The sequence below is a fragment of the Clostridium sp. AM28-20LB genome, assembly GCF_003480665.1.
GTDB classification, from domain to species: Bacteria; Bacillota; Clostridia; order Lachnospirales; family Lachnospiraceae; genus Otoolea; species Otoolea fessa.
Genome location: NZ_QUJN01000007.1, coordinates 77748 through 91778 on the forward strand (window position 1 = coordinate 77748; position 14031 = coordinate 91778).

The 14031-nt window shown below is 49.0% G+C and carries 11 protein-coding genes and 1 riboswitch; of the genes, 10 read left to right on the forward strand and 1 reads right to left on the reverse strand.

Going from position 1 to position 14031, the window contains the following annotated elements; genetic code table 11:
- Nucleotides 1-4: 4 nt before the first annotated feature.
- Nucleotides 5-295, reverse strand: coding sequence for a hypothetical protein (locus DW739_RS12585; RefSeq protein ID WP_147355511.1), 291 nt, complete (start codon nucleotides 293-295; stop codon nucleotides 5-7).
- A 785-nt stretch (nucleotides 296-1080) separates the two neighbouring features.
- On the opposite strand from DW739_RS12585, the gene DW739_RS12590 reads away from it, so the two are divergent.
- The 10 genes from DW739_RS12590 to DW739_RS12635 all read left to right on the forward strand — a co-directional run bounded on the left by DW739_RS12590 (nucleotide 1081) and on the right by DW739_RS12635 (nucleotide 14010).
- Entirely contained in the window at nucleotides 1081-2394 is a 1314-nt protein-coding gene (locus DW739_RS12590) for an ATP-binding protein (protein ID WP_107001083.1), read from the forward strand.
- A gap of 147 nt (nucleotides 2395-2541) precedes the next feature.
- The gene (locus DW739_RS12595) at nucleotides 2542-2865 is read left to right on the forward strand and encodes a pyridoxamine 5'-phosphate oxidase family protein (protein ID WP_270224132.1); all 324 of its coding nucleotides are present in this window, start codon (nucleotides 2542-2544) and stop codon (nucleotides 2863-2865) included.
- A gap of 228 nt (nucleotides 2866-3093) precedes the next feature.
- Nucleotides 3094-4962, forward strand: a complete 1869-nt coding sequence (locus DW739_RS12600) for a TIGR03960 family B12-binding radical SAM protein (protein WP_118743180.1) — start codon at nucleotides 3094-3096, stop codon at nucleotides 4960-4962.
- A 13-nt stretch (nucleotides 4963-4975) separates the two neighbouring features.
- Nucleotides 4976-5782: a TIGR03936 family radical SAM-associated protein gene (locus DW739_RS12605; protein ID WP_118471964.1), complete on the forward strand. Its 807-nt coding sequence runs from the start codon at nucleotides 4976-4978 to the stop codon at nucleotides 5780-5782.
- 105 nt (nucleotides 5783-5887) lie between these two features.
- Nucleotides 5888-7165, forward strand: coding sequence for a ribonuclease E/G (locus DW739_RS12610; RefSeq protein ID WP_118743157.1), 1278 nt, complete (start codon nucleotides 5888-5890; stop codon nucleotides 7163-7165).
- 40 nt (nucleotides 7166-7205) lie between these two features.
- Nucleotides 7206-8567, forward strand: coding sequence for an NCS2 family permease (locus DW739_RS12615; protein WP_022359656.1), 1362 nt, complete (start codon nucleotides 7206-7208; stop codon nucleotides 8565-8567).
- A 430-nt stretch (nucleotides 8568-8997) separates the two neighbouring features.
- Entirely contained in the window at nucleotides 8998-10395 is a 1398-nt protein-coding gene (locus DW739_RS12620; protein WP_118743158.1) for an MATE family efflux transporter, read from the forward strand.
- Between the two features lie 77 nt (nucleotides 10396-10472).
- Nucleotides 10473-10588, forward strand: a riboswitch (FMN riboswitch).
- A gap of 366 nt (nucleotides 10589-10954) precedes the next feature.
- Nucleotides 10955-12097: a bifunctional diaminohydroxyphosphoribosylaminopyrimidine deaminase/5-amino-6-(5-phosphoribosylamino)uracil reductase RibD gene (gene ribD, locus DW739_RS12625; protein WP_118743159.1), complete on the forward strand. Its 1143-nt coding sequence runs from the start codon at nucleotides 10955-10957 to the stop codon at nucleotides 12095-12097.
- 47 nt (nucleotides 12098-12144) lie between these two features.
- A complete protein-coding gene (locus DW739_RS12630) occupies nucleotides 12145-12792 on the forward strand; it encodes a riboflavin synthase (protein ID WP_118471970.1) in 648 nt (215 codons plus the stop codon).
- A 15-nt stretch (nucleotides 12793-12807) separates the two neighbouring features.
- Nucleotides 12808-14010 carry a bifunctional 3,4-dihydroxy-2-butanone-4-phosphate synthase/GTP cyclohydrolase II gene (locus DW739_RS12635; protein WP_107001076.1) on the forward strand — a complete coding sequence of 401 codons (1203 nt, stop codon included), beginning with the start codon at nucleotides 12808-12810 and terminating at the stop codon, nucleotides 14008-14010.
- The last annotated feature ends 21 nt before the right edge of the window (nucleotides 14011-14031 follow it).

A 14031-nucleotide genomic window follows, 5' to 3' on the forward strand; every position in this document is an offset into this window, starting at 1 on the left:
AGGGTTAAAACACTTGTATCGATATTTTCGTCAGATATTCACTGGGAGAGGCTGTGGCCAATTCGTCGATCACAGCCTCTTTATAAGAGTATTTGCCGGTTTTAAACTTGTGTTCATCGGTCCAATCAAAGAGTTTTTCGTAGGTGGCTTTCGAGTCATAGTAATTTCCCATTAAGTAAGCAACCACGTAGGTTCCGGCCGGTTTTAAGTGATAGGGGTGATTTTTCGGTTTTGTTATAACTTTTGTGAAAAAATAAGCATAGGTATCCAGATGATTTTTTCGTAAATCTGCCACATCAAGCATGGCACCATAAGGATGACCGGCATTTAGAGCGTGGGCATTGCAGTAACCGATGTGGCGGCAAAGAGCCTGGATGATTTTCTGATGGTCATCTGTATGAATCGGATCGCTTAGAATCAGATATTCTTCCGGTGTCGTCTCGAGAAAAATACGACCATTTTTATTTTCTGTATGGAAGAATAATTCATCTTCTGTGTATTCTGCCTGTTTCTGATTCAGTGATTCCTGGAGTGATACCAGGGATAATTTTATATGATTGGACTGTAAAGTGAATAAAAATCCAAGAATGCATCTACATTCTGAAATCAGAAATCAAATTAAAACATTATAATCTTCGATGCCTCGTTGGGAAGCCAACGGGGTATTTTTTTACCCAATCAGGCTGTATAGGACACCTCATTTTTGATGTCTTTGGACGGTGCGGGAAGCATTACTGATTGGAATCCTTATATCTATGATATAGCTTTTTGCAATACAAAAAGACTTTACATATGGCTATAAAAATCAACTGTATTCCAAGCGGAACCTTCCCCCATTTTCTGGAACACGAAAAAGAAGAAACGCTTTCGGTCTATCTGGAGGCCGTCAAATGGGCGCTTCTGGAAGAATGAATATGTCCGAAAAAATGTTGGAATTATAATAATATTAATCGAAAAAATGTGATTTATAATAAAATAATGTCCGCAAAAATGCTGTTTAGCAATGGAAATATGCCCTGAAAAGTGTTAAGATAGAATACAGATGCTTTTGGATGTATATGTTGCGCAGGAGGTTTCTTAATGGAAAGAGAGCTGTTTACGAAACTGGAACGATGGATGAATAAAAAGAACAGAAAGCCGCTGATCATACAAGGAGCGCGCCAGGTCGGAAAAACCTGGATTATGAAGGAATTTGGAGCCAGGTTCTATGAAAATACAGTCTATATCAATTTTGATAATAATAAAGCAATGAAGGATGTATTTGACCTAGACTTTGACTTAAAGCGGATCCTTTCTGCAATCAAAATTGAGTACGGAAAGAGTTTTCAGGCTGAAAATACATTGATTATTTTTGATGAGATCCAGGAAGCACCAAAGGCGCTGGCATCTTTAAAATATTTCTATGAGAATGCACCGCAGTATTCTATCATTGCAGCTGGTTCCCTGCTCGGTGTTGCATTACATCAGGGAACATCCTTTCCTGTTGGGAAAGTTGATTTTTTAAAATTATGCCCTATGAGCTTCAATGAATTCATTTTGGCAGTTGGTGAAAAGGGGTTGCATGAAGCGTTGAGGTCCCAAGATTATGAACTGATCAATGCATATGCCGGGAAATATACGGATTTGTTAAAAAAGTATTATTATGTGGGCGGAATGCCAGAAGTAGTCCAGACATATATTGATTCCGATGATCTATTTGAGGTACGTGAGATCCAAAACAATCTTCTGCAGTACTATGAAGAGGATTTTAGCAAACATGCGCCAAAGGAAGTTGTTCCGCGCATCATGATGGTCTGGAATTCGATTCCTTCCCAATTGGCTAAGGAAAATCGTAAGTTTATGTATGGAGCACTACGAGAGGGTGCACGGGCAAAAGATTTTGAACTTGCAATTCAGTGGTTGGAAGATGCAGGGTTAATCCTGAAAAGCTATAGAGTATCAAAGCCAGATATTCCACTGATTGCGTACATGGAAATGAACAGTTTTAAAATGTTCATGTTCGATGTGGGATTGTTAACAGCAAAGGCCGGACTATCAGCAAGACTTCTATTGGAGGGAAGCCGGATCTTTGAAGAATTCAAGGGGGCACTTACGGAACAGTATGTTGCACAGGAGTTGCACGCTGCAGGATATCCGCTTTATTATTTTGCAACAGCACGATCAACTGGAGAGATAGATTTTATGTTGCAGGGAGATTTAGACTGCGTTCCGATTGAGGTGAAGGCAGAACAGAATCTCCGTGCCAGGAGTTTGAGGGCATTTTGCGATAAATATAAGCCGGGCATGGCGATTCGTAGCAGTATGTCAAATTATAAGCAGGAAGACTGGCTGACAAATGTTCCGTTATATATGCTTGCGGAATATTTGAAAAGAACAATATATGTGGTAAGCTGATAACAATTTACCTCAAAACCAACGGGGTATTTTTTGTTCTGAATCAGACAATACAGAAGTTCGCGCTAAGCGAACTAATGAAATGGAGGTTCTGGGTCCCCTCACGGCAATGTAGTATGTGCATTAGCTGCCGGAATCGGTGACTATGTGCGATGTACTCTCTTGGAATATAGCTATCACGATGGCCAGTTTTGGATTTTTACAGAAGGCGGCGAGAAGTTCATAGGACTTGAGAGGAATAAAAATGTCAGTCTTGCTGTCTTTGAAAAGCCCCCGGACTTTGGTGCGCTGAAAAGCGTACTGGTCATGGGAACGGCAAAGCTCATCGAGCCGATGTTATTTGAGATTCCTGAATTTGATGAATATTCGGAAAACTTGATAAAAAGTTCGATGATAGGAGTTCGAAAAATTTCTTTCGGGAAAGAATCTGTTGCGGAAACGCGGGAAATACCGTATAATAATGCGGTCTGATCTGCACATATGCAACAGATTTGTCCGTAAAAAAATGAAAAATCAGAATTGTGCGTATTTCAGAAACAATTTTTTGCTGTAAGAGTGAAAAAAGTTATGTAAACTGTCTGCAAAAAAATACTTGACAAGAATTTGTATTTTTACGTTTACGGAGAAGAACAAAAAAAGAACTAAAAAACAGCGATGAACACATCGCAAAAAATGAGAAATGTAGGTAAAAATAATTTTATGAGAAAATTAGCATTAAGTGATGAAATCCTTCTCAAGATCTCCCAGCCGGCGCGTTATATTGGCGGTGAGGTGAATATGGTGAAGAAGGATCCGTCGAAGGTAGCAGTCCGGTTTGCCATGTGCTTTCCGGATGTGTATGAGATCGGTATGTCCCATCTGGGCATCCAGATTCTTTATGATATGTTCAATCGCCGGGATGACGTTTACTGTGAGCGCGTTTATTCCCCGTGGATGGACTTAGATCCGATCATGCGGGAGCAGAAGATCCCGCTGTTTGCTGTTGAAAGCCAGGATCCGATCAAAAAATTTGACTTCCTTGGAATTACAATCCAGTACGAAATGTGCTACACCAATATTTTGCAGGTGCTGGAATTATCACAGATTCCGCTCCATGCAGAAGATCGCACTGAGGAGGATCCGATCGTTATCGGCGGCGGTCCGTGTACTTACAATCCGGAGCCGATCGCGCCGTTTTTTGATCTCTTCTATATGGGCGAGGGCGAGGTGGTTTATTTTGACCTGATCGACCGTTACAAGGAGATCAAGGCGCGCGGCGGCAGCCGGAAGGAATTTCTGGAGCAGGCGGCGCAGATTCCGGGTATCTATGTGCCGGGATTTTATGATGTGACGTACAAAGAGGATGGCACGATCGAGGCGATGACGCCGAACAACCCGCACGCGCCGCAGACCGTTTCCAAGCAGCTTGTCATGGATATGAGCGATACCTGGTATCCGGAGAAGCCGGTGGTTCCGTATCTGCGCGCGACGCAGGACCGTGTGGTTCTCGAGATCATGCGCGGCTGTATCCGTGGATGCCGTTTCTGCCAGGCGGGCATGGTATATCGCCCGGTGCGCGAGCGCAGCCTGGAGGAACTGAAACGTCTGGCGCGGACGATGCTAAAGAGCACCGGACATGAGGAAATTTCGCTGAGTTCGCTGAGCTCCAGTGATTACACGAAGCTGGAGGGAATCGTCAATTTTCTGATCGACGAGTTTGACGGAAAGGGCGTCAATGTGTCTCTGCCGTCCCTGCGTATTGACGCATTTTCCCTCGATGTCATGAGCAAGGTGCAGGACGTGAAGAAGAGCAGCTTGACCTTTGCACCGGAGGCGGGATCCCAGCGTCTGCGTAACGTTATCAACAAGGGTCTGACCGAGGAAAACATTTTAAATGGTTCTGCCGAGGCGTTCAAGGGCGGCTGGAACCGCGTAAAGCTCTACTTCATGCTGGGACTTCCGACTGAGACCGTGGAAGATATGCAGGGCATTGCCGAGCTTTCGGAGAAGGTGGCGGAAGTGTACTATGACACGGTTCCGAAGGAGCAGCGCCACGGCAAGGTGCAGGTAACCGCCAGCACCTCGTTCTTTGTGCCGAAGCCATTTACCCCGTTCCAGTGGGCGCCGATGTGCACGAAAGAGCAGTTCTTGGAGCGCGCGAGCATCGTCAACCACCGCATGAAAGAGATGTTAAATAAGAAGAGTCTGCGCTATAACTGGCATGAGGCGGATGTGACCGTGCTGGAAGGTGTTCTGGCGCGCGGCGACCGCCGGGTGGCAGCTGTGATCGAAGAGGCGTACCGTCAGGGTGCAATCTACGATTCCTGGTCAGAGTATTTCAACAATGATATCTGGATGAAGGCGTTTGAGACCTGCGGCGTGGACATTGATTTCTATACGACGCGTGAGCGAAGCCTTGATGAAGTGTTCCCGTGGGATTTTATCGACGCGGGTGTGACGAAGGATTTCTTGAAACGCGAGTGGGCGAACGCACAGGCGGAAACGGTAACGCCGAACTGCCGGATGCGCTGTTCGGGATGTGGTGTCCGTAAGTACGGCGGCGGAGTCTGTTTCGAAGAACGGGCATGAGGAAGGAGCGGTCATGAAGATACGAATTAAATTTCAAAAACAGGGAACGGTGCGTTTTATCGGTCATCTGGACGTGATGCGTTACTTCCAGAAGGTGATGCGCCGGGCGGAAGTGGATATCCGTTATAGCGAAGGATTCAGCCCGCACCAGATCATGTCGTTTGCGTCTCCGCTCAGCGTGGGGCTTATCAGCCATGCGGAGTATGTGGATATTGATGTCAATTCCAGCGGAAATTCGACCGGGATGGTGCGCCGCTTAAATGAGGTCAGCGCCGAGGGGCTGGAGGTGCTCAGCTACCGCGAGCTTCCGGAGACGGCAAAGAATGCGATGTCGCTGGTGGCAGCTGCTGATTACACATTCTGGTTTAAAGAGGGATTTGCACCGGAGGACGGCAGCAGTGTAGAAGAATTTTTCGGGAAATTCCTGACATTCTGCAAAAACGAGACAATTCCGTTTGTGAAGCAGACGAAAAAGGGCGAGAGAACCGTGGATCTGCGTCCGCTGATCTGTGAGGCGCGAATCGCAGAGCGGAAAGAGTATGTTCCGGCGATGGTCGCAGACTGGTATCCGGATCTGGAAAATGAGACGGTTGAGGAGGAAAAACAGGCGGAAGGAATCTGTGTCTTCCTGCGTCTCTTATCGGGCAGTGCGGCAAACGGAAAGCCGGAGCAGGTATTGCAGGCATTCTATGAGAGCCTGGGGCTGACCTACCGCCCGTTTGCCATTCAGGTCGAGCGCGAGGAGCTGTATGCGGACGAGGGCGCCGAGGGCGCACCGGAATATGTGCCGCTTGAGGCGTATGGAAGCGAGATCGTGTAAATGCTTCAATGTTCATTAAAAGATGAAATGCGAAGCGCCAGCAAAATCCGGCTGCAGGTAGCGCGAAGTGTGAACGGCAGCAAAAAATGAGAGGAGACGAAGAGTTTGGATCAGTTAATAGTGACAAAATGGAAGGATCGAAGCCTGACGGCGCTCCTCTCGGACGGGCACTGCCGGTCGCTGACGCTGGAATCTGGCGATGAAAGCCTGCTGGGGAATATTTACATCGGCAAGGTAAAAAATGTGGTAAAAAACATCAACGCCGCGTTTATTGACCTCGGCGGTGGAAAAACCGGATATTTCAGCCTGGCGGAAAACCTGGTTCCGCTTTATACAGACGAGCTGAACCAGCTATGTTCATTCGGATATTCTGGAAATTCTGAGAAGAAAGTAAGTCCACGGAAACTAAAAGCTGGAGACGAGCTTCTCGTCCAGGTGTCCCGCGACGCCCTGAAAACCAAGGATCCGTCCGTGACCTGCTGTCTGAATTTTCCGGGTACCTATATGGTTCTGACGGTTGGAAAACCGCAGATCGGATTTTCGGCAAAAATCAAGGATAATGCCTGGAAAGAGAAGGTGCGGGAGGAACTTCTGACACATAAGGATGAGCGTTTTGGACTGATTGTCCGGACGAACGGGGCGTCGGCTTCCATCGAAACACTCTGTGCCGAGACGGAGAAGCTGAAACAGCAGATGGAAGAACTTTTTGCCCGGGCAGCCTGCCGCACCTGTTACAGCCTTTTAGAGCAGGGTACGCCGCCCTATATCCAGAGTCTTAGGGATGCGAAGAAAGGAACCCTTTCGGAGATCATCACAGATGTGCCGGAGTATGCGAAGAAGATTGAGGCATGGCTGGAGGAAGAGAAGGAAGAGGACAAGGAACAAAAAGAAAATCAGACCCAGGCAGATAAAAATGAAAGCATAAAACAGGCGGTTCCGAAATTGTCCCTATATATAGATGAGAACCTTCCATTAATGAAGCTGTACCGCCTGGAATCGGTGCTTAAAAGTGCGTCGGATCGCCGTGTCTGGATGAAATCCGGTGGATATCTTGTGATTGAACCTACGGAAGCGTTGACAGTTATCGATGTCAATACGGGGAAATACACCGGCAAGAAGACACCGGCGGAGACCATTCTTAAGATTAATCTGGAGGCGGCGCATGAGGTGGCGCGCCAGCTTTCCCTGCGGAATCTTTCCGGTATTATTATTGTGGATTTTATCGATATGGAATCGAAAGAAGATCAGGAGACGCTGATGCGGACGCTCGGGGAAGAGCTTTCCCGTGACCCGGTCAAAACGATCCTGGTGGATATGACGCGGCTTGGGCTGGTGGAGATCACCCGCAAAAAGGTGCGCCGTCCGCTTCATGAGATTTTGTAGCGGTTGAATCATAGAATGAAAAACACAAGGAGAAGAAAAGATGTTTGAAAAAGTATTTAAGCTATCCGAGCATCAGACGACCGTAAAGACGGAAGTCATGGCTGGAATTACGACCTTTATGACGATGGCGTACATTCTGGCAGTTAATCCGAGCATCCTCGGATCGACCGGCATGGACCCGACTGCGGTGCTTCTGGCTACGGCTCTGGCATCATTCATCGGTACTGCCTGCATGGCATTTATGGCGAACCTGCCGTTCGTTCTGTCCGCAGGCATGGGGCTCAACGCGTATATGGCGTATACGGTGTGCGCGGGCTATGGCTATAGCTGGCATGTTGCACTGCTGGCTGTATTTGCAGAGGGTCTGATCTTCATCGTGCTGTCTCTGACAAACGTGCGCGAAGCGATCTTCAATGCGATTCCGTTGACTTTAAAGCGCGGTGTGTCCGTCGGTATCGGTCTGTTCATCGCATTTATCGGTCTTCAGAATGCGGGACTTTCAGTAGACTCTTCCACACTGGTAACGATCATCAGCTTCCCGGAAAATTTCCATACCGCAGGTATCTGCGCGCTGCTGGCGCTGATCGGTCTGTTTATCATGGCGGTTTTATACACCTACCGTGTAAAGGGCGCGATTCTGTACGGCATTCTGGGAACCTGGATTCTCGGTATGCTGTGCCAGGTAACCGGCATTTACACACCGGACGTAGAGAATGGTTTCTACACCCTGTTCCCAACCCTGGGAATCACCGATTTCTCCAAACTGGGAGAGACATTTGGTAAATGCTTTACCGTTGACTTCGATGCAGTTGGAATTATCAATTTTATCGTAGTTATTTTCTCATTCCTGTTTGTAGATATTTTTGATACACTTGGTACATTAATTGGTGTAGCAACCAAGGCAGACATGCTGGACGAGGAAGGCCGTCTTCCGGGTATCCGTCCGGCGCTGATGGCAGATGCGATCGCAACTTCCTTTGGTGCGGTATTAGGTACTTCCACAACGACTACCTTCGTTGAGTCTGCATCGGGTGTTGCAGTCGGAGGACGTACCGGTCTGACTGCCCTGGTATCGGCACTCCTGTTCCTGCTTTCCACCCTGTTTGCACCGATTTTTACGGCGATCCCGTCCTTTGCGACGGCTCCGGCATTAATCATGGTTGGCTTCCTGATGGTGGGAACTGTAACCGAAATTCGTTTCGATGAGGACAATATCACCGAGGCAATCCCGGCATATCTGGCAATCATTGCCATGCCGTTGTTCTACAGCATTTCCGAGGGTATTTCCATGGGAATTATCTCTTATGTGCTTTTGAATGTGGCAGCAGGAAAAGCAAAGAAGATCACTCCGCTTATGTATGTGCTGGCGGTACTCTTCGTTCTCAAATACATTTTCCTGTAACAACTTGTAATAATTTAACCCCTGAAAACTTGACGAAAACAGGTTTTCATAATAAAATAGTCTATATCAAAAAAAGTTTTTAAAATTTTTTTGATTAACGTGCAATAAAATGCGTATGCAGCGCATTAACTTATTGAACGGATGAAAATCATTCCCGCGCGGAAGAACGCGGACAGAGACGAACAAAAACAAATCAAGTTACTCGAAATTCCTTGATGCATTACACTCCGTTACGAACTGTCCAAGATTTTCTGCTGGGATCTTTTCGGTATCGGTTGACAACCAGCAACCGATATTGGGTAAAAAGCGCCGGACCTGCTTGCAGTGCCGGCGCTTTTTACTGTACAAAAAAGGGGTAATTTTTATCAGGAATATCTCATTGACATTTTGGCGGGCAGACGGTATAAAGGACAGAGGAGGTGGGGTACATATGAAGATAGAAAATGATTTGGGGAGGGACGATATCTGTCAGCTGGTGCTCCGCCTGGCGATTCCTTCGATGCTGGCGCAGTTTATCAATGTGCTCTACAGCGTGGTCGATCGAATCTATATTGGAAATATCCCGGTGATCGGGGAGACGGCGCTTGCGGGCGTCGGCGTCAGCGGACCGATTGTGACGCTGATCTCCGCGTTTGCCTATCTGGTCGGTCTGGGCGGCTCGCCGCTCATGAGCATCCGTATGGGCGAGGGGCAGGATGAGAAAGCGAAAAAGATTCTGGCAAACAGCTTCTGGATGATTGTCGGGCTGTCGTCGGTTCTGACGTTGGTTCTGTTTGTATTTAAACGAGAAATTTTGACGCGGTTTGGTGCGAGTGAGGCGATTCTGCCGTATGCGGAATCGTACTTTACGATCTATCTGCTGGGAACGGTCTTTGCGCTGCTTTCGATCGGAATGAACCAGTTTATTATCTGCCAGGGATTTGCGCGGATCGGAATGATTTCGGTGGCGCTCGGTGCGGTAACGAATATTGTGCTGGATCCAGTGTTTATTTTTGTGTTTGACATGGGCGTGGCGGGGGCGGCGTTTGCCACGGTTCTGTCACAGTTTGCGTCGGCGGTCTTTGTCCTTCGTTTCCTGCGAGGAAATCGCGTGCTTCTGCGGCTTGAATTTGAATGTCCGCAGGTGAAGACAGTCTGTAAGATTGCGCTGATGGGACTGTCGCCATTTTTAATTATTGCATTTGACAATGTGCTGATCATTTCGCTCAATACGGTAATTCAGATGCATGGCGGCGCGGAGGCGGACATGCTTTTGACCTGTACGACAATCGTGCAGAGCTTTATGCTGATCGTGACGATGCCGCTCGGAGGCATTACATCGGGAACGGGGGCGATCCTGGGCTTCAATTTCGGCGCGGGACGCCCGGATCGGATCCGGAGCGCACAGAAGTATATCACATTGCTGGCGGTGGTGCAGTGCAGCATCATGTTCCTGTTTTCACGGACGCTGGCGCAGTATTTTGTGTATCTCTTTACGCGCAATGAGTCCTATGTGGAACTGACCGTTTGGGCGATCCGGGTCTACACGATGGGGATTATTCCACTGGCAGTCCAGTATGAGGTCGTAGATGGATTTACCGGAATGGGCGTGCCGTCGGTGGCGATCTCGCTGTCAATGTTCCGGAAGCTGCTGTACCTGGTCAGCGTGTTCCTGATTCCGGTGTTTGCGGGAGTTGAAAATGTTTTCTACGCAGAAGTGGTATCGGATTTCGGCGGAACGACGGTGTCGGTGATCGTGTATCTTCTTTTGATTGGGCGCATTATGGGGCGCTGTGTAGAGCGCGCTAAATTGAACGGTAACTCAGATAACGCTGTCATCAATCAATAAATGATAAAAATAGTAGATTGACAAACGGATCCTCTGGATCTATAATGCAATACAGATAATGAATGACAACAAAATAACGATATCTTCAGGGCAGGGTGTAATTCCCGACCGGCGGTAAAGTCCGCGAGCGCATGGCGCATGATTTGGTGCAATTCCAAAACCGACTGTATAGTCTGGATGAAAGAAGAGAAAACGTAAATAAAAACGGCGGTGCCGGGAAGCTTCCAGATACACTCCCCCGGATGATGGATATGGCGGATATATATCGCTATGGCAAAAGAGAGAGAAAAGTCATCGAGAATGGATGTAAAAAAAATATTTACGATAATTAATATCATGAAAGATATTATAAAATAGAAATTATAAGCCCTGAGATGTGAAAATAAAAGTATTTCACATTTCAGGGCTTTTTTGTTTCAATAGAAAATTGTATCATATGAAACAAAAAACGCTCCGTGAGGATGCACACTTGCGCGAAGCAGAAATATGTCGCAGGCGACCGCGTTCGGTGCGAGAATGTGCCTTGGCACATTCTTTTGATAGAAAGGTGGGGAAAAAGATGGAACGAATCCATGTAAAGGTTCCCGGTGAGCAGCTACAGGATCGGGAATATATGAAGCAGGCGTTAGCACTGGCAGAAAAAGGGCACGGATGGGTCAATCCGAATCCGATGGTCGGCGCGGTGCTGGTAAAGGATGGACGCATCATCGGCGAGGGATATCATACACGATATGGACAGCTTCATGCAGAACGGGAGGCATTTAAGAATGCGGCAGAGCGAGGCGAAGAGACGGCGGGAGCAGATTTGTATGTGACGCTGGAACCCTGCTGTCACACCGGAAAACAGCCGCCGTGTACGGAAGCGGTGCTGGCATCCGGGGTGAAGCGCGTGATTGTCGGCTGCACGGATCCGAATCCGGTGGTGGCAGGGCGCGGCATCCGGCTTCTGAGGGAAAAAGGGCTGGAAGTGGTGGCCGGAGTTTTACGCGGAGAGTGTGAACGGCAGAATGAGGTGTTCTTCCATTTCATGCGGACGAAACTTCCGTTTACGGTGCTGAAATACGCGATGACACTCGACGGAAAGACAGCGACGGTGTTGGGTAAATCCCAGTGGATCACGGGCGAGGCGGCGCGGAAGCGGGTGCATGAGGACCGCGGGCGTTATATGGCGATTCTGACTGGCGTTTCGACGGTGCTGGCGGACAATCCGCAGCTGACCTGCCGGATTCCGGGAGGGAAAAATCCGATCCGGGTGATTGCAGATACGAAGCTTCGGACGCCGCTTTCATCGACCGTGGTACAGACCGCGCGGGAGACACCGACCTGGATTGTGACGGCGGTATCGGATGCCGGAAGAAAGAAAGCATATGAGGACGCCGGCTGTCGTGTTTTAAGTGTCCCGGCAAAAGAGGGAGAACTGGATTTGCAGGCGATGATGCAGCTGCTGGGCGAGGAAAAAGTGGACAGCGTGATGGTCGAGAGCGGCGGGACGCTGGCATGGTCGTTTTTAAAGGCAGGGCTTGTGAACCGGGTGCAGGCCTACATTGCACCGAAGATTTTCGGAGGGGCAGGCGCCCCGACCCCGGTGAGGGGAACCGGTGTGGATGCGCCGCCGGAGGCATTTCTTCTTAAAAAGCCGGAGGCAGTGTGGCTGGGAGAGGATCTGCTGCTGGAATATGAGGTGTCCGGTCAAGATGCATGAGGCGGTGTTAGAACGGGAAAAAATCGCTGATTTGAAAAGGAGAAAAGATGTTCACAGGAATCATAGAGGAAGTGGGAAGGATCCGTGCGATTGAGCGCCAGGCAGTCTCGGCACGGCTGACGGTTGCTGCGTCCAAGGTGCTCTCGGATGTTCATCTGGGCGACAGCATTGCGGTCAACGGTGTGTGTCTGACGGTCACGTCATTTGGGAGAGATTATTTCTGTGCGGATGTAATGCATGAGACGCTGAACCGTTCGTCCCTGGGGGCGCTGGGTGTCAAAAGCCCGGTCAATCTGGAGCGGGCGATGCTGGCGGGCGGACGGTTTGGCGGACATATCGTCTCCGGTCACATCGATGGAACTGGAACCATCCGGGATGTGCGCCGGGACGGAAATGCCGTCTGGTATACGATTCAGGCCCCAGAACCGATTCTGCGGCTGATTGTGGAAAAAGGATCGATCGCGATCGACGGAATCAGCCTGACGGTCGCACGGGTGGATCACGTATCATTTTCCGTTTCCATCATCCCGCATACACTGCAGGAGACAGCGCTTGCGTTTAAGAGGGCAGGCGATATCGTCAATCTGGAAAATGACTGCATTGGAAAGTATGTGGCGAAGCTGATGGGAGTAGAAGAAGAGGATAAGGCAGGAAAGGGCATGACAAGAGAATTTCTGCAGCGATATGGATTTTAATAGAGGAGGAGAACAATGAAGCAGTTTGATACAGTTGAAAAGGCTCTGGACGAGCTGAAACAGGGACATTTAATCCTGGTTACGGATGACGAGGATCGCGAAAACGAAGGCGATCTTATCTGCGCGGCAAGTTTTGCCACGACAGAAAATGTCAATTTCATGGCGACGCATGCGAAGGGCTTAATCTGTATGCCGATGAGCGCAGAAATCTGCCGGAAGCTGCAATTCCCACAGATGGTGATGGATAACACGGATAACCATGAGACGGCGTTTACTGTATCGATCGACCATAAAACGACGACCACCGGTATTTCTGCCGAGGAGCGCGGTATTACGGCGCGCGCGTGCGTGGATCCGGACACAAAGCCGGAGGATTTCCGCCGTCCGGGACATATGTTTCCGCTGATGGCGAAGAAAAACGGCATTCTGGAGCGCAACGGTCACACAGAGGCGACGGTAGACCTGATGCGGCTTGCAGGGCTGCCGGAATGCGGTCTGTGCTGCGAGATCATGCGCGAGGATGGAACGATGATGCGGTCGGAAGAATTATTTGCGATGGCAGAACAATGGGGTCTGGCGATGATTTCCATTAAACAGCTGCAGGAGTACCGCAAGAGACATGAAAAGCTGGTCGAGTGTGTGGCAGAGACGCGGATGCCGACGAAATACGGCGAATTCCGCGCGTATGGCTACCTGAATCTCTTAAATGGAGAACACCATGTGGCACTCGTCAAGGGCGATATCGGAGATGGGAAAGATGTACTCTGCCGCGTGCATTCGGAGTGCCTGACCGGCGATGCATTTGGTTCCCTGCGGTGTGACTGCGGACAGCAGCTTGCGTCGGCGATGACCCAGATTGAGAAAGAGGGACGAGGCGTTCTCCTTTATATGCGGCAGGAGGGACGCGGCATCGGGCTTTTAAATAAGCTGCGCGCCTACAAGCTGCAGGATGGCGGCATGGATACGCTGGATGCGAACCTGGCGCTGGGATTTAAGGGCGATCTGCGGGAATACTACATTGGGGCGCAGATTTTAAAGGATCTGGGAATCAAGACGCTGCGTCTTCTGACCAATAACCCGGATAAGGTATATCAGCTTTCGGATTTTGGCATGGAAATCAAGGAGCGCGTGCCGATTCAGATGGAGGCAACGCCGTATGATGGATTTTACCTGAAAACGAAGCAGGCGCGGATGGGACATATTTTGAATTTTAAATAGAAAAAGTGACAGGCGAAAATA

What these genes read in the sequence shown, in the direction of transcription:
- DW739_RS12590 (WP_107001083.1), top strand. Translation starts at nt 1,081, where the DNA reads ATGGAAAGAGAGCTGTTTACGAAACTGGAACGATGGATGAATAAAAAG.
- DW739_RS12600 (WP_118743180.1), top strand. Translation starts at nt 3,094, where the DNA reads ATGAGAAAATTAGCATTAAGTGATGAAATCCTTCTCAAGATCTCCCAG.
- DW739_RS12605 (WP_118471964.1), top strand. Translation starts at nt 4,976, where the DNA reads ATGAAGATACGAATTAAATTTCAAAAACAGGGAACGGTGCGTTTTATC.
- DW739_RS12615 (WP_022359656.1), top strand. Translation starts at nt 7,206, where the DNA reads ATGTTTGAAAAAGTATTTAAGCTATCCGAGCATCAGACGACCGTAAAG.
- DW739_RS12620 (WP_118743158.1), top strand. Translation starts at nt 8,998, where the DNA reads ATGAAGATAGAAAATGATTTGGGGAGGGACGATATCTGTCAGCTGGTG.
- ribD (WP_118743159.1), top strand. Translation starts at nt 10,955, where the DNA reads ATGGAACGAATCCATGTAAAGGTTCCCGGTGAGCAGCTACAGGATCGG.
- DW739_RS12630 (WP_118471970.1), top strand. Translation starts at nt 12,145, where the DNA reads ATGTTCACAGGAATCATAGAGGAAGTGGGAAGGATCCGTGCGATTGAG.
- DW739_RS12635 (WP_107001076.1), top strand. Translation starts at nt 12,808, where the DNA reads ATGAAGCAGTTTGATACAGTTGAAAAGGCTCTGGACGAGCTGAAACAG.